Below are 24,335 nucleotides of genomic sequence, written 5' to 3' on the forward strand. Positions count from 1 at the left end.
CCGATCATGCATTAAATCAAATTCTTCAGGTAATCAAAAGTAGTTTCGAAGAAAGTAGAGATATTGAGCCCGTTGCTGTAGCTGAAGAAGAAGAAAATCAGCAACAGAATAATGGCGATATAAATGAAGCGCTTAAAGGCAAAGGCCAGAATAATAATAATCAAAGGGATAACGATCAAGAATATCCTGCTGATGGTAAATGGATTGAGGTCGCCGTCTTTTTTGTACACATACAACAGTTTGCTGTGCGTGCCATTGTCGTTTTGGTGCTTGATGTACACAAAAGTAGATTTGTCGATTTGCAGGGGAATAACGGCTACGCCGCCGTTAAAGCTCAGCGATTGGGTAAAGCCACTGATGCTGAACGTATAAACGCCATTGATGTTTTCTATCGGGTTGCCTAACGAATCGGCAGCGATAATGGCCAGCTTGCTATTTTTGAGCAGGCTTTCCTTGACCAAGAAATTATTAATATCGGTATGTTGGGCAAAGCAGGTGCCCGAAATAAAAAGCAGCAAAGCAGCAAGCAGGTTTTTCATGTCTAATGTTAAAGCCAGTTATTCTAAAGATCGTTTGTTGTAGATGAGATACCCTAAATGTAGCAAAACGCCGTTTCTTTTTACAGGATCGTCGTATAAATTATAGCTGAGGCTTATGGGGCCAACAGGGGTATGGTAAACCAATCCGGCGGTACCCGCATAATGCCAGCGCCTAAAAGCTTTTGCATATTTTACTTCCTGCAGCCCGGTTTGTTCAAATTCCTTGTAAGGCAGGAACAGGTAGGCCTCCAGTCGCAAATCGAGGTTTCTTTTAATGTTGAATACATTTTTGAGGCCTCCTGCGGCATAGCTTGTTGCCCTGAACTTTTCAAGAAAAAGCGATCTGCTGTCTTGAAGCGGATAAAAAGCCGGCGCAGCCAGCAAGGTGGCATAGTAGTTGAAATATCGCGGCTGCGAAGAAATTACGCCTTCTACCAAATAGCCTAAGGTATAATGTTTGGTATGGAAAAAGTAATGTTCGTCGCTCAGCTTCAGGTGAAACCATTCCCTAAAAGTACGCGCTATTTCCAGGCTGTTCGCAAAGCTGGTATTGCTTCTGAAAATGTTTCCAGGTGTATAGTTTTCCTTGCCGGTAGTAAAGTTTACGCTGAAAAAAAAACTGTGGCCACGGTCGGCATATTGCTTACGGTTCAGCGAGTTCTGCTCAAAAAGTACGCTTGTTCTCAGGCCGTTAAAAACAGTCCTGTCCAACACATCGCCAACCTGAAAAGTATTGGTAGGGCTGTAGCTGTCGTTGTTGTTGATAAACGAGCCGATCAGGGTAATCCTGGCATTGCGGTTTAAAGGCATGCCCAGTTTGAGGTCTATTTTCCTGTCGCCTTGTTCTACATAGGTAGGATGGGGGTTTTCGATAAAAATTTGGCTGGTATTGTAATAGTTCCAGTGGTTGTAGGTCAGTTCGGTAGCCAAAAACAGGGGCAGGCCAGAAGGATAGTCGACACGGCCACTTAGCTGGGCCGATTCGTAAAACCTGCCCGAATAGAAGTTGGCCCCAAAAGTATAGGCCTTTCGGTTAAGATAATTGTACTGCAGCCCCAAATAAACATTGCTGATCGGCCTTGAAGAGATATTGCCTCCAAAATCGATCTTGAAGCTTTTTTTAGGTCGGGCTACAATTTCGAAAGTATAACTATCCGTAGCCGGATTGTAGCTTATTTTGGGATAGACGGTTTCAAAAGTCTCGTCGGCCACCAGTTTATAATAGCCCCTTTTGATATCGGTGAGGTTAAAGGTAGCCTGGTCGCTTTTAAAAAGCCTTTCAATATACTTTTTCTGTTGAGAGTTTACGCCCGAAACCACCACGTTGCTAAAAATCATGTCGGGTTTGCGCTGGTTAAATTCCATGCGCTTGGTCAAGAGTTCTTGGGTGCCTACTCTTCTGGCAATCTTGTTTTTAATGCTTTCCATTTCGGCCATGGTTGCATCGTAGCCACGTTTGATGAGCTCGGCTACAGGTACAAAATTGGTCGAGCTGAAATTGGCAAGGTCTGGCTGGATGTAGGTGCCATTTTCGCCCACCAAGGTAGAGTCGGACTTGGCCAAAAACATATATACCAAAAAACGGTTCAATAGGCGGTCGTCGTTTTTGGGATATTCGTTAAATGTTTTTGACGATACGTTTGCGCCGATAATGAAATCGGGATTGAACTCCTTTTTCATCACATCGGCCGGAAAGTTGTTGTAAATTCCGCCGTCAAATACATATTTGTCAGCCAGTTTAATGGGCCGATAAATCAGGGGTACCGTCATGGTAGCCCGCACGGCTTCGGCCAAATTGCCCTTGCCCACCGTAATGCTTTGTTGCGAAAGCACATCAGATACCATGCAGCGATAAGGCACAAAAAGCTGGTCGAAATTGTCTTTTGAAATGGCCGAAGCCTGCGAAAACAACTCCATCAGCGCAAAATTAAGCGGGATGTCGTTAATAAGGTTAGACCTGAAACTCAGCCTCAGGCTGGTATCTATCGAAAGCTTGGCGGTAAGCACCGAAGCATTTGGACTTGTTTTTTGAAAATAATAGCTGTAATCGCTTTTGTAACGGCCGTTTACCCAATCCTGAAAATCCGAGCTCAAGGCAATTTTCTCCATTTGGCTTGGCGAGTAGCCTGCGGCATACATGGCCCCTACAATGCCACCCATCGAAGTGCCGGTAATGTAGTCGATCGGAATGTGGTTTTCTTCCAAGGCCTTTAAGGTGCCAATATGGGCAAGTCCCTTGGCGCCGCCGCCGCTAAGTACCAGGCCAACTTTTTGCGCCTGGGCTTGCAGTGCCAAAAGTATGAAGAGCAAAACATATAGTTTTTTAGGGTTCATCACCCTATAAAAATATTGTTTTTCTTTCAAATTAATTCAAAAGCGAGATGGAATAGGTTAAATAAGACGCAAAGCTGACCCAAAGAATATAAGGCACAAAGAGCCATCCCGCCGTTTTGTCTATGCGGTAAAAGATAAAGGCATTGATGATGATGGTTAACAACAAAAGGCCGATTTCTATCAATGCAAAGCCGATTTGGTGCTGATAGAAGAACAGAAAAGACCACATGAGGTTAAGCAGCAGCTGCAGCGCATAGATGCCGATTGCCCATGAATAGCCCATGGCGGTTTTGCGTTTTTTCCAAACCAGGTACGAAGAAATGCCCATCAAGACATAAAGCAGGCTCCAAACTGGGCCAAAAACTGCGTTGGGCGGATTAAAAGCAGGCTTGTTGAGGGTCAAATACCAGGTTTTGACAGAATCAAGCGTAAGCATACTGCCTAAAAAACCAACAAACAGAGGAATAAAAAGGCAGATCAGGAAAGGAACAAATTGGAATTTACTGGTTTTCTTGGGCATGAGCTAGTTTTAATTGGTTTACAATTAACAAATTTTAAGAGTTGTTGTTTTGTAACAAAATTGAAAATTAATCGAGCCAGATTAGGGGATGCCTTACGGGTAAATTTCTGATGATTTCCTCGTTTTTGGGGTTGTGCTCAGCCACTTTCCAGGTGTTTAGCCAATCTCGCTGCTGATAGGCCATGGCGCCAAACAAAACCGACGGCTGGGCTACCGGCCAGCTTTCCCAATGCATGACGTCTTTGGGATAAGGCCATTTGTCTTTGTTGGCCAGAAAAGGATAGAGAAAAGAGATTCCTTTTTTAATCCCAAGGCCATCGCTGGTTTCATAGTTCCATAAATTATCTTGCGATGTGCTCAATAACTGGCAAATGGTTGCCATGGCATCTAAATTGAAAATCGAATAGCCATAAGGCTTAGTTCTTTTAAGTTCTAAAGGCAAGCTGCCATCGCTTGCCATTTGCTGAGGTAGGATTACCGTTTTGTAACGTTCCTTGCAAAAATCGATGAGTTGCTGGTTATGGGTAAATTTGGCAAAGCAAGCTACTTGCATTACCCAGCAAGTGCCGTGGTTGTTTTTGGCGTTCATTTCGTCTTTGCCATAGGGATGTGTAACGAGCCAATCCAAATATTGGGCAAACCAGCTTTTAGCACCCTTTAGGGTTTGTTGCGGCAAAGCCTTTGATTTTTGCATGGCCAATATGCCTTGTACTACTTCCATCAATTGTATGGTATCGATAATGCCAATGCCACGCCCCGTGGCAACGCCTTTTATGGCCTGGGCATATAATAAGTTGGGATTCATTTTGGTAGCTTCGTCAACAAACCAGGCGTTGAGATGTACAACGGCCTGTTTTACATATTTATCATCCCCGGTAAGCCGGTAGGCCGATGCCAAAGCGCCTATAAGCTGGCTAAACCTGATCATGGCCTGCCGATGGGCCACAAAATTCTGCGGGTTGGTGAGCCCGTCTTTTTGGATATAAGGTCCGTTTGGGTTTTCGGGGTTTGGCCACCAATAGTCGCCTTCCGAATAAAAGTCGTGCAAACCACCGCTGCTCCTTTCGGCACGAAAGGCGGTAACGGTAATCGGTTTTTGCTGCATGGCCCAGCTGGCTTCTTTTAAAACCTGTTGGCGTAGCGTAGCTGTAAGCTCGTCTTTAAAATCGTCGGCTTTAAAACTGCTGCAAACCAAACCAACTGCAATTAAAATTGTTAGGTAAAATCTACTGAAACTGAGCTTCGGCACAAAAGATGAAACAAATTTCATTTTATGGGTTTTTTGGTAGGCCATGAATAAAAATGCGTATATTTCGTAAATATCTAATTAATTAAGTTAAAAGAAAAATAGCCCTTTTTCGGCATATCAACCAATGAACTATAAGCACCTTCAGGAAGAAGTTGAAAAACACGTGCTCGCTTATTTCAGTACGCACCACGACGAAAAACTTGTTTACCATAACCTAGATCATACCCGAGATGTGGTCAAAGCCACCACGCAGATTGCCAATCACTACCAGCTCAACGACAAGGATTTTTTTATTGTTTATACTGGAGCTTGGTTTCATGATACCGGCTATTTTGAAGCGCCCACCAGCCATGAGCAGAAAAGTGCGGAATTAGCCGGCAACTTTTTGAAGGAGCATGAGGTGCCGGCAGACGTGCGGGATGCTGTGGCGCAGGTGATCTTATCTACCAAAATGCCCCAAAAACCAACCAATCAGCTCGAAAATATTCTATGCGACGGCGATCTTTTTCACCTGGGTGGCGAAAATTTCAGGAAAAAGGGCAAGCTCATGCACAAGGAAATAGAACTGCTTTATAATAAGCACATCAGCAAGATAGAATGGCGTAAAAAAGACATTGCCTTTCTCGAAACGCATCACTACCATACCGATTACTGCAACCTGCTGCTCAACGATCAAAAGGCCAAAAATATAGCTAAGCTCAAAGCTAAGTTGGTTGAAGATGAAGCCGAACAAGGTTTGGCCAATACCAATGAATTGGTTGCCAATGAAGAGCCAAAACAAGAAAAACTGCGTAAAAACAAAGACAAGGAAAGGCCTGATAAAGGTATCGAAACTATGTTTAGGATTACCTCGGGCAATAACCAGCGCCTGAGCGATATGGCCGATAATAAATCGCAGTTGCTCATTACCGTTAATTCCATCATTCTTTCGCTTATTGTGAGTTTGGTGCTCAGAAGGCTCGAAGACAATGCTTTTCTCATTGTGCCTACCTTTATTTTGCTCATGGTGGCGCTTTCTTGCATTATTTTTGCCATTTTGGCTACCAGGCCATCCATTCCGAATGGGGTGTTTACTGATAACGACCTCGATCGCAAAAAGGTAAACCTGCTTTTCTTTGGCAATTTTTATAAAATGGCTTTGCAGGATTATTCGAGAGGGATGATCAAGGTGATGAACGATAAGGAATTTTTGTACGGCACGCTCATTACCGATGTGTACTCGCAGGGCGTGGTGTTGGGGCGCAAATACAAACTCTTGCGTACAGCTTATAACATTTTTATGTACGGATTGATTACTGCGGTACTCGCTTATGTAATTTCTTACGTCGCTTACGGTAAATTAGACTAAAAATGCCCGATACAAGAGTTGAAGATGCTTTTTTTGATAGAGATTTAAGCTGGCTTACCTTTAACCAAAGGGTATTGCAGGAGGCCGGAAGAACCACCGTTCCTTTGCTCGAGCGCATCAAGTTCCTTTCTATTTATTCGTCAAACCTCGACGAGTTTTACCGCGTGCGCATGCCGGTACTTTTGGCCTTGGCCAAACTAAGCAAAAAGGAAAATAACAGCGTTAAGGTAGACCAAAGCCTGCTCGACAGGGCCAACGAAGCCATTCAGTTGCAACAACAGGAATATGGCAGGATCTTAAAAGCAAACATTATTCCCGAATTGAAGAGCCACCACGTACAGCTCATCTACGACGAAAAAATACCGGCCCAACTGGATGAAGAAATAGAACGCTACTTTTTGAGCCAGGTATTGGCTTTCTTGCAACCGGTTAACCTGGCCGAGGCCAAATCTTCTTTCTTTCCCAACAACAACGAGCTTTACCTGTTGATTAACCTGACCGAAGGCACACAGGAAAAGACTTTTATCCTGAACATCCCATCTAATGAGCTGCCTCGCTTTTATAAAGTGGTCAAAGGCGATGAGACTTTCATCGTATTTTTAGATGATATCATCAGGTGCAACCTCAAGCGCTTGTTTAAAGATGCAACCATTACAGGCTGCTTTAGCTTTAAGATTACCCGTAATGCCGAAATCGATCTTAAAGACGAGTATGCGGGCAATTTAGCAGAGCAGATTGAAAAACAGTTGCAAAAGCGCGATTTTGGTTTGGCAACCCGGTTTCTGTACCAGCCAGGCATTCCACAGGCTACCCTTAATTTGCTGACCGATAAGCTGAATCTGCAAAATGCCAACCTGGTTGAAGGCGGCTGTTACCACAACCTGAAGGATTTTTCTTCGTTTCCGGTCAGCATCGCCAGTTTATCCAATGTTTCGTGGCCTAAAATCGCCTATCCGCCCATTGTAAAAGACCAGTCCATCTTCGATCAGATTTTGGCCAGAGATATTCTCATTAATCCACCATATCAATCGTACGACAGCGTATTGCGCTTTTTTAACGAGGCGGCCACCAATGCCGACGTAGAGGAAGTTTATGTAACCCTTTACCGTGTGGCCAGCGATTCGAAAATTGTAAATGCCCTGATCAGCGCCGCCAAAAACGGTAAAAAAGTTTTTGTATTGGTCGAGCTCAAGGCCCGTTTTGACGAAGCCAATAACATTAAATGGGCCAAGAAAATGAAAGAGGCCGGTGTAACAATCATTTACAGCGTAACCGCGCTAAAAGTACATGCCAAAATTGCACTGGTTAAAAGAAAAACTGGTTTAAGAACAGTTTATACCGGACTTTTTGCCACCGGAAACTTTAATGAAACCACGGCCAATTTTTATACCGACCACATCCTCATGACGGCCCATCAGGGCATGTTGCGCGAAATGGAACTGGTGTTTATCTTCCTGGCCAAAAGAGAAAAGCCAACCAACCCCGACCTGATCAGGTTTAATTACCTCTTGGTAGCCCAATTTAACCTGCAACAAGCCTTTTTGGCTTTGATAGAACGTGAAATAGCCGAAGCCCAACAGGCCAGGCCAGCTTCAATCATCATTAAATTAAACAATCTCGAAGAGAAAATACTCATTGGCAAACTGTACGAAGCTTCGCAGGCCGGTGTAAAGATACAGCTCATTGTAAGGGGGATTTGCAGGCTCGAACCCGGTGTAAAAGGCCTGAGCGAAAACATTACGGCCAGAAGAATTGTTGACCGCTACCTGGAACATGGCAGGATATTTGTCTTCCATAATGGCGGTAAGGAGGAGATTTATTTGGGCTCGGCCGATTGGATGAACAGGAATATTTACCGTCGCATTGAAGTTTGTTTCCCGGTTCTTGACCAAGAAATCAGGGATGAAATTAAATCGGTGATTAACCTGCAGCTGGCCGATAATGTACAAGCCGTGGCTTTAGACAAAGACCTGAACAATGTTCCGGTTGTGACTAAAGGCGAGCCCGAACAGTCGCAATACCGTATTTATCAATTTTTAAAGAGTAAGTATGAAAAATAGCATCGTAAAAGGATATCAACTGCTATGGCTGGCACTGGCCTCTTTGGCCACCATGCAGCTGTCGTGCGCGCAAACCAAAAGCAAGGGGCCGGCAAGTCCTCCGGGATACGACCTGAGCAAACCCCAAAAATATAACATGCCCGATGTGCTGCAGGAAATATCTGGAATTGCCTTCAATAAAGGCGATAACAAGATGGTTTATGCCGAACAAGACGAAGAGGGCAAGATTTTTCGCCTACCTTTGGGTACTAAAAACGAAAGTGCCACCAAGTTTGCCGGCAAAGGCGATTATGAAGATATTGCCATTAGCCAAGGCTGGGCCATTCTGTTAAAAAGCAATGGCCATTTATATACTTTTCCGCTAAGCGAAACCCAAAAGCCCGAAGCAGCCAACGTACAAAAATTAGAGAACATGTTGCCAAAAGGCGAGTACGAAGGCATGTTTGCCAACCAAGCCACCGGCGATTTGTATGTGCTTTGCAAAGACTGTAAAACAGATCGTGGCAAAAAACAGGCAAGTGGTTATATTTTCTCGCTCCAAAAAAATGGCACCGTCAAACCTAAAGGCACTTTTGTGGTCGATGCCAGTCAAATAGATAAATTATCGGGCAAAAAAAAGGGTGCTTTCCATCCTTCGGCGCTGGCCATGAACCTGCAAACCAACGAGTGGTATATTGTTTCGAGTGTAAACAAGGCGCTTATCGTAACCGATGCCAAGTGGAAAATCAAGAACGTGTATCATTTAAGTTCCAATATATTTAACCAGCCCGAGGGCATTGCCTTTGACAAGGATAACAATCTGTACATCTCTAACGAAGGCAGCGAAACCCAACAAGGCAATATTTTGAGGTTCGATTATAAAAAACCTTAAATTTATAGCCACAACCATTTTCCGTTAACGTTCAAATAGCCAGCATGTTGAAGAAAGTTACCCTATTTGTTTTTTTATTGTTTGCAAGCTTGTTTGGCCTGGCCCAAGAAGAGGTAAAGTATCGTGTTATTTTAATTGGCGATGCGGGCGAAATGAATGCCGGTCAGATGGAATCGCTTAAAAATGCGGCCAAGCATGTGATCAAAGGCAAGACAACCACGCTTTATTTGGGCGATAACATTTACCCTACGGGAATGGCCATTCCGGGTTTTGGCGACGAACAGGAAACCATCAAGATCCTGCAGTCGCAATTTCAGCCTATGCGCGATGCAGGCGCTGCGGTTTTCTTTGTGCCGGGCAACCACGACTGGGACAAATCTGGTCCAAATGGCTTGGCTAAGATCAAAAGGCAGAGCGAGTATCTCGAATCGCTGGGCGATCCTTTGCTCAAACTCATTCCGTCCAACGGTTGTCCAGATCCCATTGCCATCAGGCTAACAGATAAACTCACCATTATTGCCTACGACAGCGAGTGGTGGCTTTTTCCCTACAATAAACAAAATCCGGCGGCCGATTGCGATTGCCAAACCAAGGATGCGGTAATTGCCCGCATGAACGACCTGATGGAGCAGAACCGCGACCGGATGATTTTGCTGGCTTCGCACCATCCGTTTCAGAGCTATGGTGCGCATGGCGGTTATTTTACCTGGCGCAACCATTTGCTGCCCTTAACCTTGCTCAACAAAAACCTGGTTATTCCTTTGCCAGTTATCGGTTCGGTTTATCCTTTCCTGCGCTCTACTTTGTTAAGTCCTGAAGATTTGAACCACCCGCTGTATAAAGACATGATCAAAAGCGTGAACAGTGTTTTCGGCGAGAAGCCCAATGTGGTTTATGTGGCGGGGCATGAGCACGGCCTGCAGCTCATCAAAGGCAAGCAATTGCAGCTTGTAAGTGGAGCCGGTTCAAAATGGTCGCCCAATAAAAAAGGCAAAAATTCGCTTTTTCACGAGTACCACCAAGGCTATGTCATTGCCGATCAATTGCTCAACAACGATATGCGCTATGATTATTATGTATATGCCGATACCGGTGTGGTCAAGGTTTTTAGCTATACCCAGCCTTACAAAGAGGTGGCGGCGGCCAAAAAGAATGAGTACAAGGTCATTAAAGCCGACAGCATCAGCATCAAAGTGCATCCTGCTTACGATAGTGTGGGCAAATTTCACCGCTTTTTATTCGGCGAAAACTACCGCAAAGACTACGCCATGGAAACCAAATTTCCGGTGTTGCGTATTTCAGAGTTTAAGGGAGGTTTAAAACCTACGCAATTGGGTGGTGGCAACCAGTCGCGTTCGTTAAGACTCGAAGATAAAAATGGTAAGGAATGGGTGCTCAGGAGCGTGGAGAAATACCCAGAAGTATTGTTGCCACAGGGATTGAGAAATACGTTTGCCAAAGACATCCTGAAAGACAACATGTCGGCCCAACACCCTTTTGGCGCCCTGGTGGTGCCGCCGTTGGCCGAAGCCGTAAACGTGCCTCACAGCAATCCGATGATCGCCTGGGTATCGCCCGATCCTAACTTGGGCGACTATATGAATGCTTTTGCCAACACGCTTTGCCTGCTCGAGGAGAGGGAGCCGCTGGGGAATTCAGACAATACCACCAAAATGTTCAAAAAGCTTGACGACGATAATGACAACACCTACGATGGGGCTTTGTTGTTGCGTGCGCGTGCGTTGGATGTGATGTTGGGCGATTGGGACCGGCATGAAGACCAATGGCGTTGGAAGCCTGAGAAAGGAGAAAAAGGCTCGAAATACCTGGCTGTTCCAAGAGACCGCGACCAGGTTTTCTTCAGTTCGGATGGCTTGATTCAGCGTTATGCCCAGGGTTCGTCGTTGTTGCCGATGATGCAGGGTTACGAACGCAACATTAAACGCATCAACTGGTTTTTATGGGAAGGAAGGGCCATGAACAGCCGTTTGCTTTCGCAGTTTAGCGAAGCCGAATGGGACCAGATCATCAAGGATTTTTGCGCCAAGCTTACCGACGATGTGTTGGAACAGGCCTTGCGCAGGTTGCCTGAACCTAATTATACGTTGCGCCACGACCAGTTTCTAAAGCAAATGAAAGCGCGTCGAGCGGCCTTACCGGCAATGATGAACGAGTATTATCATTTTTTTAACCGCATTGTCGATATCCAAACCAGCAACAAAAACGAACGGGTAGTGATTACCGATTCTGCCGATCAGCACCTGAACATCCAGATTCATAAAATTGCCAAAGACGGCGATATCAAGGAAGAGATCTTTAGCCGCACCTTCGATCCGAAGGTGACCAAGGAAATCAGGTTGTACGTAAAAGATGGCAACGACAGCGTGATCTTGAACAACAAAACCTCCAACATCAAACTGAGGATCATTGCCGGAGGAGGCAAAAAAATCTACGATGTGCAAAACGCCAGCAGGAGCGTGCAGCTTTTTGGCCTCAAAAACAAGAAATCAACCTTTGAAGGCCATGATGTGGGCAAGCTCAACAAAATACTTGCTACCGATACGTCCAATGTGTCTTATTTGGGCAAAGACCTGTACAGCCGCTATTCGCTGTTGCTGAATGCCGGTTTTAATGTTGATGATGGCCTGTTGATGGGCCTGAATTATAAAATTACTAATCCAGGCTTCAGGAAACAGCCCTATGGCAACCAGCAAAACTTTTCGTTTTTGCACTCGTTTGCCACTTCGGCCTTCCGTTTCAACTACAGCGGCGATTGGCTACAAGCTGTAGGCAAGGCCGATTTGGTGTTGAAGGCCGATGCCTTTGCGCCAGACAATACCCAGAATTTTTTTGGCATGGGCAACGAAACCCCGTTTAAGAAATCTGGCAACGAAGTGAAGTATTACAGGGCCAGGTTCAACATCTACCAAGCTGAGGCATCGCTCAGGTGGCGCAGGCCGAAATCGACCTTCACCGTGGGACCTATTTTTCAGTTTTATAAGTTTGACCGAGAAGACAATGCAGGCAGATTTATCAACAACACGTCACAATTGCACTCTTATGATAGTTTAACCGTTGATAAAGACAAACTTTACACCGGCGTAGCAGTCAACTTTATCAATAATACCCGCGACAACGAGATTTTGCCGACACTAGGCAGCTACACCGATTTTAAACTGGTGGGCTACAAGAGCCTGAACAAATATGCCAGTTCCTTTGTACAGTTTACGGCGAATATTTCCCTGTACAAGAACTTGGACGGTAGGGCTAAATTGGTATTGGCCGATCGTTTTGGAGGCGGTATAACCATTGGCAAGCCCTCGTTTTACCAAACCTTGTTTTTGGGCGGACAGGGCAATTTGTTGGGGTACAGGCAGTTTAGGTTCTCTGGTCAGCATAGTTTTTACAATAACTTGGAGCTGAGGGCCAAACTGGGCGATTTTGTAAGCTACGTGCTTCCGGGCCAGGTAGGCTTATTAGGATTTTATGATGTAGGCCGCGTTTGGAAAACCAACGAAACATCAGATGTATGGCACCATGGCGTAGGTGCCGGCGTATATTTTGCCCCAGCATCCCTAACCATTTTTAGGTTGGTGATGGGCTATTCGAAAGAAGGATGGTATCCTTACGTTTCGATGAACTTTAGATTTTAGTTAACTAGAGATGAAACGCAAGTTCCATCCGGCCATAAAAAATTGAAATACTCGGATGAATACCAATATTATTCAGATCAACAGAAATGAATGCGTAGGCTGCCAGGTAGAATTTACCTTGTCGTTCAGGCCTTTGATTGCCTACCTCAAAAACAGGCTGAAAACCGAACAGACCTTAAAGGCAGAGTTTTATCGCTTTTTGCTCGAAAAGATAGAACGTGAAGAAGCGTTGAGAAACGACATCCAAGTAGAAGAACTGGGCAAATACAAAGATACGCTCGAACTGATTTTTACCATTCTAACGCCTTTAATGGCCAATGAAAAAGACCTGTTCTGGGCATTGAGTACACCCGTGCCCGACAAGATTTTTTTCAGTACCGATTCTTTTTACGATTTTCTTTCCTTCCAAATCGAAGAAAAACGCCAAAACGGAGAGGAAAATCCCGCATCCAAAGAAAAGCAGCAGATGCAGTTTATCTACAGGATGATTTTGGAAAGATTTTACAATTATACTTCCATTTCGCGACACGAAATCCTGCACTCGTACACCAATCCGAAAACACACCTTACCCAGTACTACAACATCAATGCCGATACCCAGTTTATCGACATCCAGTACGATGGTGAACTGCCCGAACTCAATTTTGAGCAGGTAGCCAGCCTCATTCAAGACGGTACCGAGATTGAGCTCCTGCAAAAGATTTTGCCACTCAGCAAATTCAGGTTCGATGGCTTTACGGTAATTTCGCTAAGCGATGTGACCCTGCAACATGCCATTGATGGCATCCGCAATGCCTTGGTTAACCATACCTACGAAAACGAGGCCTATGAGCATGTAATACAGGCCTTGAAAACCTTGGCCGGCGATGGACATATCGAGTTTGGGTTATTGCCTTTCTTGGTGGTAAACGGCAAATTTGTGTTCGACAACGAGCAGAATTCGCAAAGCATCCTGCTCAATTCGGGCAAAAAGTACAATTTGCAGGAAGAATCGTTTTATGCTTTGGTAAAAGAATACCAGCATAACCCACGGCCAGTATTTTTCAATAACCTCGACGATGAAAAGATACAGCGATTCCCCTTTCTCGAGGTATTGAGGAAAAACGGAATCCACTCTTATTCATTCCTCCCTGTTTTTTACAACAACCAGCTGGCCGGAGTATTGGAAATCTACTCGACCGAAAGCCTGGAAGTGGATGAGAAGCTGCTGTCGCGCTTGCACTCGGCCATGCCTTTGCTGGGCCAGTTGCTGCAATACCGTATCGAAGAATTCAACGCCAAAATGGATGCCGTGCTGAAAGACAAATTCACGGCCCTGCAGCCCTCGGTACAATGGAAGTTTAACCAGGTAGTATGGGATTTCCTGAAAATGAGCAAGGAAAAAAAGAAATCGGTTGAAATAGAAACGGTTACTTTCAAAGACCTTTATCCGCTGTTTGGTGCCATAGACATCCGCAACTCGACGGTAGAGCGCAATTTTGCCCTGAAGGAAGACCTGAAAGTGCAACTGACGATGCTGATTGAAAGCCTGAATGGTTTAAGAGCCATTGTTTCGCTCGATTTGATCGATAAGATTTTGTTCAACTGCAAGGATTGGCTCAAACGTATCGAAGATTTCATCAGTTCGAGCGAAGAGGCCCTGTTCAACGAATTTTTGGAGCTGGAAGTTTATCCGGTATTGAAGCATATTGAAAAGGGACACCCACAAGCTGTGGCCTTGGTGCAACAATATTTTGCCGCCATTAACCCTGCAAACGGTATTGCTTTCGAAAACAGGAGAACGCTCGAAACCTCTATGCAGTTTATCAATACATCGGTAAGCGAATATTTAGACGAAGCGCAACAGGCCCTGCAGGCTACCTATCCCTGCTATTTTGCCAAATTCAGGACCGATGGGGTAGAATACGACATCTACATCGGGCAGGATATTGCGCCCGACATCCCTTTTGATTTGTTGTACCTTAAAAATATCCGCCTATGGCAATTGACGGCTATGGTAGAAGTGGCACGTTTAACCAATGGATTGGTGAGTCAAATGCCAAGAGCTTTGCTGACTACACAGTTGATTTTTGTGCATTCAAATCCTATCGATATCAGCTTCAGGAACGACGAGCGCAGGTTCGACGTAGAAGGCGCCTATAACATCCGCTATGAAGTGGTGAAGAAAAGGATAGACAAGGTTTTGGTAAAGGGTACCAATGAGCGCCTGACCCAGCCCGGTAAAATCGCTTTGGTTTACTTCAATGCCTATGAGGCCAACGAATACTTGGAGTATATCAAGTACCTGCAGGAGCAAGGTTTCCTGAACAACGACCTCGAAACCCTGGAGCTGGAAGAACTGCAAGGCGTAAGCGGACTCAAGGCACTGAGGATAGGGGTAAACTACATGGCCTGCGATTTTTACGATGAGCAGTGGACCAAACTGAAAAAGACCATCAAAAAGAGCCCCTTGAAAAAGGAAAGCGCTTAGTCTATTTTAATTTTTCTCGGTGAGTCGGTTTCGTCATCTCAGCTAGGATATTCTCAATCCCGACAAGGGGTAAGAATGTCTTTTGAGCTAGATAGATCACTGATGCCAAGAAAATTTTTAATCAAAAAACCTCATTTCAAACCTCTAATTATACATTTCAATTTATCTGACAAATAAATGATACGCCGTTTCAAAATCCTTTCTACATTTGCTTAACGGTGTTAGATTATTTTATGTCATTTAACCGGCCATGGGAAGTAAAGAAAGAATCCAGCGACAAAAAGAAGATACCCGCAAAGGGATATTGGATGCCGCTTTGCAAATTGTAAGGCAGGAGGGTTGGAATGCGCTGAGTATGCGTAAGATTGCAGATGCCATCGAGTATACCGCGCCGATTATTTACGAGTACTTTCCCAACAAAGAGGGTCTGTTGATAGAATTAACCCGCCAAGGCTATGCCATCTTGGGCCAGAAAATCAAAAAAGCCCAAGACAGCGAAACCGAACCCGCCAAGCAATTGGAAGCCATGTGGATGGCCTACTGGGAATTTGCCTTCAATTGCAAGGAAATGTACCAGCTGATGTACGGTGTTGACATGAACTGCTGCGAGCTCAAAAAATCGTTGCCTGAAGCAGAATATACAACCAAGCTTTTTTCAGATGCCATTGCAAAGCTCGTGACCAAAGAGCCACAACCAGATGACCTCATCTGTTTAAAATATTATACTTTTTGGTCGGTTATACACGGCCTGATATCGATCAACCTAACACAAAAAGGGACCAATGAGGAAATTAATCAGCAGATTTTGAGGGGCGCTATCCAAGCGATCATCAGAACCATCAACGATTAAAATTTTTTTGGCCTTTACTTAACGCTGTTAGATTAATTTATTAACGTAAAATAAACATTAAAATCCCAATAATCATGAAATATATCTCCAATTCCACTTCTTTACTTAACAATGTTAAGTTATCTAACTATGTTAGGTTTTTTGCTTTGGCTTTAGCCTTGTTCTTGGCAAGCTGTTCGGGCAAACAAGAGCAGGCCCAAGTTGCCCAAGCTCCATCATTACCGGTCATTACCATTAGCCAAGGCTCTCAAGAAACATTTATAGATTATCCGGCTGCCATTGAAGGCGCGGCCGATTTGGAAATCCGTCCGCAGGTTTCGGGTACCATAGACCGTATTTATGTAAACGAAGGCCAATTGGTAAGGAAAGGCCAATTGTTGTTCCAAATTTCGCCATTGCCCTTTAAGGCGCAATTAAATAATGCCAAAGCCGCTTTACAGGCTGCACAGGCTGCGGTATTGAACGCACAGTTGGAAATAGACAAGCTTACTCCATTGGTGCAAAACAAAGTGGTATCTGCTTTCCAATTGCAAACTGCAAAAACTGTACATCAAATCGCGCTAGCTAATGTTGAACAGGCCAAAGCCAGCGTAAACAATGCCCAAATCAACTTAGCCTATACCGAAATTAAAGCTCCAATTAGCGGTTATATTGGTCGTTTGCCTAAAAAACAAGGCAGTTTGGTGGGACCGTCAGATCCAGAGGCTTTAACCAACCTTTCTGATGTACACGAAGTCCATGTGTATTTCTCTTTGGCTGAAACCGATTTTATCAATTTCAATGCTAAATACGAAGGCAATTCGGTAAACGACAGGCTGAAGCATTTGCCTCCGGTTTCGTTGGTGTTGGCCGATCAGACTTTATATCCCGCCAATGGCAAAATAGACATGGTTGATGGCCAGTTCGACAAAACTACGGGCGCCATTACCCTAAGAGCCAGTTTCCCGAATGCCAAAGGCGTGTTAAGATCGGGTAATACCGGCAAGGTAAGGCTAGGCATGGCGCATAACAACGTGCTGTTGGTACCGCAAGCGTCTACCATCGAAATACAGGATAAAGTATTTGTATATGCCGTTGGCAAAGACAACAAGGTAAGTAAACGCCCTATTAAGGTACTGGGCACAAGCGGTACCAACTATTTAATACAAGATGGCCTAAAATCGGGCGAGCAGATTATTGCCAAAGGCTTCGAGAGCTTAAAAGAAGGCGACTTGATCCAGCCAGAAATCAGCAAACCCGTAACGGCCTACAACGCTACAAAATAAGAAAAAATCATGTTCAAAATATTTCTAAACAGGCCGGTACTCGCTACGGTCATTTCTATCCTATTGGTTATACTTGGGGTTTTGGGACTATCTAAATTGCCCTTGCAACAGTTCCCCGATATAGCGCCTCCTGCAGTTCAGGTTATGGCTTTCTACCCCGGTGCCAATGCCGAAACGGTATTGCGCTCGGTAGCGCCGTCGTTGGAAGAATCTATCAACGGTGTCGAAAACATGAGCTATATGAGCTCTACAGCCAGTAACGACGGCTCGTTGGTCATTACCGTTTATTTTAAACTGGGCACCAATCCCGATCAGGCAGCTGTAAATGTGCAAAACCGCGTGGCCCAAGCCACCAGCCAGTTGCCTGCCGAGGTCGTACAAGCAGGTATTACCACAGCCAAGCAACAAAACAGCTTGATTATGGTGGTCGATTTGTTCACCGATGATGAGCAGAACTACGACCAGACTTTCTTGGCCAACTATGCCCAAATCAACATCATTCCTGATATTAAACGTATACCAGGGGTAGGCTCGGCAACCATTTTTGGAGGCAACAAAGATTACTCCATGCGTATCTGGCTCAACCCTTCGAAAATGGCGACTTATAACTTGACGCCAAAAGAAGTAATGGGCATTATCCAGGATAAAAACCTGGAAGCGGCGCCGGGCAAATTCGGCGAGAGCAGCCGAGAAGCTTTCGAATATGTGATTACCTACAAAGGCAAGCTTAACAAACCAGAAGAATATGGCGATATGGTAATCAAAGCCAATCCTGATGGTTCGGTGTTACGATTGAAAGACTTGGCCAGAATTGAATTTGGGGCCTATTCGTATACCAACTTTACCCGGGTAAACGGCAAGCCTGGGGTTAACATCGGTATTGTGCAGCTGGCAGGTTCAAACTCGAACGAGATTCAGATCGCGATAGACAAGCTGATGCAAAAACTGTCTAAGGACTTTCCGAAAGGCGTAAAACACCTCATTTTATACAATACCAAATATTCGTTAGACCAGTCTATCGATCAGGTTATCCACACCTTGATCGAGGCGTTTATCTTGGTGTTTATTGTAGTGTTTGTGTTCCTGCAGGATTTCAGGTCGACCCTCATTCCAGCCATAGCGGTGCCGGTGGCCATTTTGGGAACTTTCTTCTTCATGTGGATTTTTGGTTTCTCTATCAATCTGCTTACCCTATTTGCATTGGTGTTGGCCATTGGGATTGTGGTAGACGACGCCATTGTGGTGGTAGAGGCGGTTCATGCCAAAATGGAACACCGGCATTTGCCTCCTAAAGCGGCAACGGCTTCGGCCATGAGCGAAATTACGGGTGCCATTATTTCCATCACCCTGATCATGTCGGCGGTATTCCTGCCGGTAGGCTTTATGGAAGGCTCAACCGGGTTGTTCTACAGGCAGTTTGCGTTTACCCTGGCTATTGCTATCGTGATTTCGGCGGTAAATGCCTTAACCTTGAGCCCTGCTTTGGCGGCCTTGTTCTTGAAAGAACACAATCCGGCTGCGGGAGAAAAGAAAACCTTTAAGCAAAAGTTCTTTGCAGGTTTTAACTCGGGTTTCCAGAAAATTACCGATCAGTATACCAATGGCCTTAAATTTTTAATCAAGTTCCGTTGGGCTACCATGGTAGCACTGCTTGCGGTAATTGTGGCTACAGGCGTGATGATTAAGCGTACGCCATCGGGCTTTATTCCTTCAGAAGACCAGGGCTTTATCGCTATTTCGCTGTCGATGCCGGCTGGTGCTTCGCTTGACCGTACCACGGAGGTTATCAAACAGTTGGAAAGCATTTTGGGATCGATGGAATCAAAGCAAACCTTAATGGGGCTTTCTGGTTTCAACATGCTCACCCAGTCGTCGAGCCCTTCGTCGGGTGTGGCTTTTGTGTTGCTCAAACCCACCAAAGAGCGCGGAAAAATCAAGGATATCGATGGTATTATGGGCGAGGTAAGGCAAAAACTGGCCGCCATTAAAGGAGCCAATTTCTTTGTGTTCACTTTTCCAACCGTACCGGGTTTCAGTAACATCGATGGTTTGGATATCGTATTGCAAGACAGGACGGTAGGCAAATTGGACAAGTTTAGCGAGGTTTCGTCCAATTTTATTGGCGAGTTGATGAAACGCCCGGAGATTGCTGTAGCCTTTACCTCGTTCAGGTCGGATTACCCGCAATTGGCCATGGAACTTGACGAGGTTAAAGCGGCCCAGTTGGGCGTAAGCGTTCGTGATATTTTGCAAACCATGCAGGCCTATTTTGGTAGCGCCCAAACTTCCGATTTCAACCGTTTTGGCAAATACTATCGCGTGGTGGTACAGGCCGATCAGGAAGACAGGGCCAACCCGGCGGCTATGGACGGTGTATTTGTGAAAAACAATAGGGGTCAAATGGTGCCTATCAACACCTTGGTTAAATTGAGCAGGGTGTACGGCCCAGAAACGGTATCGCGTTACAACTTGTTCAGTTCTATTGGCCTCAATGCCATTGCCAAACCGGGCTATAGCTCTGGCGATGCCATTAAAGCGGTAGAGGAGGTAGCCGCCAAGCACTTGCCGGGTGGTTATAGCTACGAGTTTTCGGGAATGACCAAAGAAGAGATTTCTTCGGGTGGCCAATCGGTGGTTATTTTTATCCTTTGCCTGCTGTTTGTTTATTTCTTGCTGTCGGCACAGTACGAAAGCTATATCCTGCCTTTTTCTGTTATCTTGTCTATTCCTACCGGTATATTTGGCGTGTTTGCGGCTATTGGTTTTACAGGAATCTCTAACAATATTTATGTGCAGGTAGCCTTGGTGATGCTGATTGGCTTGCTGGCCAAAAACGCCATCCTGATTGTTGAGTTTGCCATCCAGCGCCGAAGAGCCGGACAAACCCTGCTGTCGTCGGCATTGGAGGCCGCCAAGTTGCGCTTACGCCCGATTATCATGACTTCTTTGGCCTTTATTGTAGGAATGATCCCGATGATGAGGGCTACAGGTCCATCGGCATTGGGTAATCACTCCATCAGTATGGCGGCAGCCGGTGGTATGCTTTCGGGAGTACTGCTCGGTGTGTTCTTTATTCCGGTACTTTTTATCCTCTTCCAGTTTTTACAGGAAAAAATTACGGGTGTGCCTACCAATGTACATCCCGAAGAAAATCATCATTTAGTTCACGATGGAAAATAACCAAACTACAACGCAAGAGCCTTCGCTACTCGAAGAGTTTTTGCCCCTCGTTTCTTCATGGTTGAAGAAATGGTATAACTAAAATGAGTGGAAGGCACGGTTTTGACAACTGTGCTTTCCATGGCAATAATTCAGAACGATATAATGAACCATCATGATTTTACCCAAACCCGAAGGGGAATGATCCTAAAAACATGGTGGCTTCATCACCGTTGAAATAATAGATAAACAGATGAAAACATTTATAAATGGCTTTTTAGCCTTGCTGATTTTGGCTGCAAGCAGCTGTAGCCTCACCAAAAACATCGCCAACCCCATTAAGGATGTACCGATGAACTTTAGGGATGGAAATACGGATACCAGCAGCATTGGTGCTTTGCCGGTAAAGGATTTTTTTGGTACGCCAGCCATCCGCAATCTGATTGATAGCGCTTTGCTGCGAAACATCGACCTGCAAATGGCCTTGAAAAATATCGAGGCCTCTGAACTGATGCTGCAAAGGGCAAAAATGGGCAATGTGCCTCAACTGAATTTGCAAATTACGGCCAATTCTAATCGCCCATCGGACAATAGTTTGAATGGATTGAGCACCTCGCAATTTTTGAAGACCAGTCATATCGAAGATTTTAATGCCAACCTCGGCTTAAGCTGGGAAGCTGATATCTGGGGCAAGATCAAAAAACAAAAAGAAGCCGCTTATGCCGGTTACCTGCAATCGGCCGAAGTAAAGAAAGCGGTGCAGACCCGTATTGTGGCCGAAGTGGCTATGGGCTTTTATCAATTGCTGATGTTGGACGCGCAATTAAAAGTTGCGCAAAAGAATATCGAATTGAATACAAGCACACTTAAAATGATCAAAATGCAGTTCGATGCGGGGCAGGTAAGTTCGTTGGCCATTCAGCAGGCCGAAGCCCAATTGTTGAGCGCTACCCAATTGATTCCGCAGATTACCACAGCCATCAGCATTCAAGAAAATGCGCTGAGCGTATTAACTGGCAAGTTTCCAACAGCTATTGAACGCGCGGCTACTTTGGCGGATTTAACCGTTCCCGATCAGTTGGCGGTGGGTGTGCCGGCAAATTTGTTGCGCATCAGGCCCGACGTAAAAAGTATGGAATTGGGATTGAGGATCGCCAATGCCAAAGTAGGCATAGCCAATGCCATGATGTACCCCAGCCTAACCATTTCGGCTAGTGGTGGCTTAAATTCTTTTAAGGCCAGCAATTGGTTTAACATTCCGGCATCGCTGTTTGGCGTAGTAGGCGGTGGCATTACGCAACCTATTTTTCAGCGCAAGGAACTGAAAACCCAGTTCGAACTGGCTAAAATAGAAAGAGAGAAATCGGTATTGCAGTTTAGGCAGACTGTAATTGGGGCGGTGGCCGAAGTTTCTAACGAACAAGCTAGGCTCATCAACCTCAAAAATGAATATGCTACGGTGCAAACCAGGGTGCAGACCTTACAGCTAGCCGTTAAAAACTCAGAACTGTTGTTTAAAAGCGGCATGGCCAATTATTTGGAAGTGATTACAGCTCAAGGCAACCTATTGAGGGGCGAATTGGATCTGACCACGATCAAAACAGCACAGCTGAATGCCGGTGTGGCTTTATACCGTGCACTAGGTGGCGGTTGGCAATAGGTATTGAGTTATTCATATAGTTAAAACCATAGCTTTTCGCTATGGTTTTTTGTTTAATGTGGGGTTAATTAAACTCTAAATAGTCCTAAGCTTTAAAAATGGCTTTGATGAGTGGTTTTTTCTGTCTTGAAATTGGGATTTTGGCATGGTCGGGTTCCATGACCAGGTAGCCCGAATCTTCATTCAAAATACTCTTCACATGTTTCTTGTTCACCAAATGCGATTGGTGGCAACGGATAAAGCCATAGGGTGTCAGTAGTTCTTCGTACTCGTAAATCGGTCTTGAAATGAGCAACGAGGTGCCATCGGTTAAATAGAAGCTGGTATAATTGTTCGATGATTCGCACCTGACAATAGCTTTAATTGGGGTTAGGAAAGTTTCTCTCTGGGTAGGCAAGCCAATTTTTTCGTTTTCGTCCAGTTGTTGCCTGTCGAGGAGCTGCATCAAATTTTCCAGGCGCGCATTTTTCTTCCTGTCCTTTACCGAGGCTTCAACTTTGCCCACCGCGGTTTTGAGCTCGGCGGCGTTAATGGGTTTGAGCAGGTAGTCTAAGGCCGAAAATTTAATGGCCATGATGCCATATGCATCAAAAGCGGTTACGAAAACCACTTCGAAGCCGGGTTCGCCGATCGATCTCAATAGGTCGAAGCCATTTTTTTCAGGCATTTGAATATCCAGAAATACTACGTCGGGCTTGTTGGCCAGCAACAGTTCCTTGGCTTCGGCGGCACTGGTGGCCGAAGCCAGTACTTCAACCTGTGGACAATGTTGCGCCAAGAGCGCCTTAAGGTTGTCGTTATTGATCGGTTCGTCGTCTACTAGTATGGCGCTGATCATTGATTTATCCAGTTTTGAAAAGTGAAAATAGCAACTGTGCCTTGCTGTTTTTCAAAATTAAGCACAATTTTCTTTTCTTGATGCAGCTTGTTAATGGCCGAAATCCTATCGTAGGTTAATTGGAGCCCGTAGCCGATATGGCTGTTGGCATTTGTCCACTGGCCGTTGTCGCTGATGCTGATGCATAGCGAATCGTCTTGGTCGTTGGTGTGGCAGCTGATTAGCAATAGGCCTTTGCTGCCTAGCGAGGCAATGCCGTGTTTGATGGCATTTTCGATCAAAGGCTGCAACAATAAGGTAGGAATTTCGATAATAGAAGCATTGCAACTGAGCGATAATTGGATTTCCCAAGTAAAATTATAGCGCAAGGCCTCTAACCGGATGTAGGTCTGCATCATTTCGAGCTCCTGATCCAAGGTGTTGAAAATTTGTTGTCCCTTGCTAAGGGTCTTCCGAAGCAGGCTGCTGAAATCCTGCAGGTAATCATTGGCTTCGGCAATACGGTTGGTATTCATCAGCCCTTGGATAGAGCTCAGCGCATTGAAGGTAAAATGTGGGTTAAGTTGCGATTGCAACCTTAAAATGGACTGTTCGATTTCCTTTTGTTTTTTTTGCGAGCGCTTCACTTCGCCTTTCAATCGCCAAATAACAGCAATAGCCATAAACAAGATCAGCAAGCCTACAGCCAAACCATACACCAAGGGCAACTGATACCATTTGGCCTTTACTTGGATGTGATAGGAAAGGGTACTTTCGGGCTGGATATCGAAGTTGCAGCGCAACTCATAATCGGTATTGGCCGTTAACTTGGGCAACTGGATAGTTCTTCTGCCCAGAAAGCGCTCTTGCTTCCCGGTTTTCAAATTGGTTAGGGTATAGTCCAAAGGTTGGTAGCGCAGGTCGTTGTTTGCGGCGCGTACTTCGATTTTATCGGATGAAGCAACTGCAAGCTGCTTGTTTTCGGAAACCGGTATGTTTTTTCCCTTTTTTCCAACAATGGCATTAAAGTGTATGGATGGAAATACCCTGATTCTTTTGATCGAATACCTTTTGACCAAGGTGTCGGTCTGATAGTCCAGGATATCTACATTAAAGACGTCGTTTACCCTTAAGTAGGCGGTACTCGTTTTTTGATCCTGAAGCCATAGTTTTAGTGGCTCATTAACTGGAGCAGGCATGGTTTGGCCATTGCTTGCAGCAAAATAGGTATGGTAATAGAGCTTGGCATTGCGCGAATGGCGGAGCAGATCAATGTCGGCTGCACTTCCTTGTTTCGAAAAACGGATGACGGTTCCCAGCTTATAGTCGATTGGACGTACATTGATAAAACCTCCGGCAAGGTAGATGTGATTTGTTTTTCCATGGTCTTTGCCAATAGACTTTTGGATTTGGCTCAGCAATATGCCTTCGGCAGAGAGGTAAAAGGCTGGCTTGTCTAATAGCGTAACCTGTGTTTGTGCGTAGCCCAATTGAGCACCAAGCAACAAGAACAAGATAACGATATGCTTTTTCATTTCTG

Annotated in this window: 15 protein-coding genes; 9 read left to right on the forward strand and 6 right to left on the reverse strand. The window is 45.1% G+C overall.

Annotated features, from left to right (window positions below; translation table 11 throughout):
• Window positions 1-11: 11 nt before the first annotated feature.
• From JHD69_RS01550 to JHD69_RS01565, 4 genes are all read right to left on the reverse strand, one after another.
• Window positions 12-539, reverse strand: a complete 528-nt coding sequence (locus JHD69_RS01550; protein WP_199136633.1) for a hypothetical protein — start codon at window positions 537-539, stop codon at window positions 12-14.
• An 18-nt stretch (window positions 540-557) separates the two neighbouring features.
• On the reverse strand, window positions 558-2,849 hold the full coding sequence (locus tag JHD69_RS01555) for a patatin-like phospholipase family protein (protein ID WP_233165619.1): 2,292 nt from the start codon (window positions 2,847-2,849) through the stop codon (window positions 558-560).
• A gap of 55 nt (window positions 2,850-2,904) precedes the next feature.
• On the reverse strand, window positions 2,905-3,393 hold the full coding sequence (locus tag JHD69_RS01560; protein ID WP_199136637.1) for a TspO/MBR family protein: 489 nt from the start codon (window positions 3,391-3,393) through the stop codon (window positions 2,905-2,907).
• A 67-nt stretch (window positions 3,394-3,460) separates the two neighbouring features.
• Complete coding sequence (locus JHD69_RS01565; RefSeq protein ID WP_199136640.1) at window positions 3,461-4,663, reverse strand: alginate lyase family protein; 1,203 nt, start codon at window positions 4,661-4,663, stop codon at window positions 3,461-3,463.
• Window positions 4,664-4,766: 103 nt separating this feature from the next.
• Here JHD69_RS01565 and JHD69_RS01570 point away from each other — a divergent pair, with 103 nt between their 5' ends.
• The 9 genes from JHD69_RS01570 (at window position 4,767) to JHD69_RS01610 (ending at window position 21,978) form a co-directional block, all read left to right on the forward strand.
• Window positions 4,767-5,990: a Pycsar system effector family protein gene (locus JHD69_RS01570; protein ID WP_199136642.1), complete on the forward strand. Its 1,224-nt coding sequence runs from the start codon at window positions 4,767-4,769 to the stop codon at window positions 5,988-5,990.
• A gap of 2 nt (window positions 5,991-5,992) precedes the next feature.
• A complete protein-coding gene (ppk1, locus tag JHD69_RS01575; protein WP_199136644.1) occupies window positions 5,993-8,050 on the forward strand; it encodes a polyphosphate kinase 1 in 2,058 nt (685 codons plus the stop codon).
• Complete coding sequence (locus tag JHD69_RS01580; RefSeq protein WP_199136646.1) at window positions 8,040-8,921, forward strand: SdiA-regulated domain-containing protein; 882 nt, start codon at window positions 8,040-8,042, stop codon at window positions 8,919-8,921. Before ppk1 ends, JHD69_RS01580 begins: the two co-directional genes overlap by 11 nt.
• Window positions 8,922-8,965: 44 nt before the next feature.
• Complete coding sequence (locus tag JHD69_RS01585) at window positions 8,966-12,574, forward strand: BamA/TamA family outer membrane protein (RefSeq protein ID WP_199136648.1); 3,609 nt, start codon at window positions 8,966-8,968, stop codon at window positions 12,572-12,574.
• Window positions 12,575-12,629: 55 nt separating this feature from the next.
• Entirely contained in the window at window positions 12,630-15,044 is a 2,415-nt protein-coding gene (locus JHD69_RS01590) for a GAF domain-containing protein (RefSeq protein WP_199136650.1), read from the forward strand.
• Window positions 15,045-15,294: 250 nt separating this feature from the next.
• The gene (locus JHD69_RS01595; RefSeq protein ID WP_199136652.1) at window positions 15,295-15,894 is read left to right on the forward strand and encodes a TetR/AcrR family transcriptional regulator; all 600 of its coding nucleotides are present in this window, start codon (window positions 15,295-15,297) and stop codon (window positions 15,892-15,894) included.
• 74 nt (window positions 15,895-15,968) lie between these two features.
• The gene (locus JHD69_RS01600) at window positions 15,969-17,159 is read left to right on the forward strand and encodes an efflux RND transporter periplasmic adaptor subunit (RefSeq protein WP_199136654.1); all 1,191 of its coding nucleotides are present in this window, start codon (window positions 15,969-15,971) and stop codon (window positions 17,157-17,159) included.
• Between the two features lie 9 nt (window positions 17,160-17,168).
• Window positions 17,169-20,339 carry an efflux RND transporter permease subunit gene (locus tag JHD69_RS01605; protein ID WP_199136656.1) on the forward strand — a complete coding sequence of 1,057 codons (3,171 nt, stop codon included), beginning with the start codon at window positions 17,169-17,171 and terminating at the stop codon, window positions 20,337-20,339.
• A 232-nt stretch (window positions 20,340-20,571) separates the two neighbouring features.
• Window positions 20,572-21,978 carry a TolC family protein gene (locus JHD69_RS01610; protein ID WP_199136658.1) on the forward strand — a complete coding sequence of 469 codons (1,407 nt, stop codon included), beginning with the start codon at window positions 20,572-20,574 and terminating at the stop codon, window positions 21,976-21,978.
• Window positions 21,979-22,063: 85 nt separating this feature from the next.
• Here JHD69_RS01610 and JHD69_RS01615 read toward each other — a convergent pair whose 3' ends face one another.
• Both JHD69_RS01615 and JHD69_RS01620 read right to left on the reverse strand, forming a co-directional pair.
• The gene (locus JHD69_RS01615; protein ID WP_199136660.1) at window positions 22,064-22,816 is read right to left on the reverse strand and encodes a LytR/AlgR family response regulator transcription factor; all 753 of its coding nucleotides are present in this window, start codon (window positions 22,814-22,816) and stop codon (window positions 22,064-22,066) included.
• Complete coding sequence (locus tag JHD69_RS01620; RefSeq protein ID WP_199136662.1) at window positions 22,813-24,330, reverse strand: sensor histidine kinase; 1,518 nt, start codon at window positions 24,328-24,330, stop codon at window positions 22,813-22,815. The genes JHD69_RS01615 and JHD69_RS01620 overlap by 4 nt, the downstream gene beginning before the upstream one ends.
• Between the last annotated feature and the right edge of the window lie 5 nt (window positions 24,331-24,335).

Origin of the sequence: Pedobacter sp. ASV12 (genome assembly GCF_016429155.1) — a bacterium.
GTDB lineage: Bacteria > Bacteroidota > Bacteroidia > Sphingobacteriales > Sphingobacteriaceae > Pedobacter.

What these genes read in the sequence shown, in the direction of transcription:
- JHD69_RS01600 (WP_199136654.1), top strand. Translation starts at nt 15,969, where the DNA reads ATGAAATATATCTCCAATTCCACTTCTTTACTTAACAATGTTAAGTTA.
- JHD69_RS01565 (WP_199136640.1), bottom strand. Translation starts at nt 4,663, where the DNA reads ATGAAATTTGTTTCATCTTTTGTGCCGAAGCTCAGTTTCAGTAGATTT.
- JHD69_RS01570 (WP_199136642.1), top strand. Translation starts at nt 4,767, where the DNA reads ATGAACTATAAGCACCTTCAGGAAGAAGTTGAAAAACACGTGCTCGCT.
- JHD69_RS01585 (WP_199136648.1), top strand. Translation starts at nt 8,966, where the DNA reads ATGTTGAAGAAAGTTACCCTATTTGTTTTTTTATTGTTTGCAAGCTTG.
- JHD69_RS01610 (WP_199136658.1), top strand. Translation starts at nt 20,572, where the DNA reads ATGAAAACATTTATAAATGGCTTTTTAGCCTTGCTGATTTTGGCTGCA.
- JHD69_RS01550 (WP_199136633.1), bottom strand. Translation starts at nt 539, where the DNA reads ATGAAAAACCTGCTTGCTGCTTTGCTGCTTTTTATTTCGGGCACCTGC.
- JHD69_RS01580 (WP_199136646.1), top strand. Translation starts at nt 8,040, where the DNA reads ATGAAAAATAGCATCGTAAAAGGATATCAACTGCTATGGCTGGCACTG.
- JHD69_RS01620 (WP_199136662.1), bottom strand. Translation starts at nt 24,330, where the DNA reads ATGAAAAAGCATATCGTTATCTTGTTCTTGTTGCTTGGTGCTCAATTG.
- JHD69_RS01560 (WP_199136637.1), bottom strand. Translation starts at nt 3,393, where the DNA reads ATGCCCAAGAAAACCAGTAAATTCCAATTTGTTCCTTTCCTGATCTGC.
- ppk1 (WP_199136644.1), top strand. Translation starts at nt 5,993, where the DNA reads ATGCCCGATACAAGAGTTGAAGATGCTTTTTTTGATAGAGATTTAAGC.
- JHD69_RS01605 (WP_199136656.1), top strand. Translation starts at nt 17,169, where the DNA reads ATGTTCAAAATATTTCTAAACAGGCCGGTACTCGCTACGGTCATTTCT.
- JHD69_RS01615 (WP_199136660.1), bottom strand. Translation starts at nt 22,816, where the DNA reads ATGATCAGCGCCATACTAGTAGACGACGAACCGATCAATAACGACAAC.
- JHD69_RS01595 (WP_199136652.1), top strand. Translation starts at nt 15,295, where the DNA reads ATGGGAAGTAAAGAAAGAATCCAGCGACAAAAAGAAGATACCCGCAAA.
- JHD69_RS01590 (WP_199136650.1), top strand. Translation starts at nt 12,630, where the DNA reads ATGAATACCAATATTATTCAGATCAACAGAAATGAATGCGTAGGCTGC.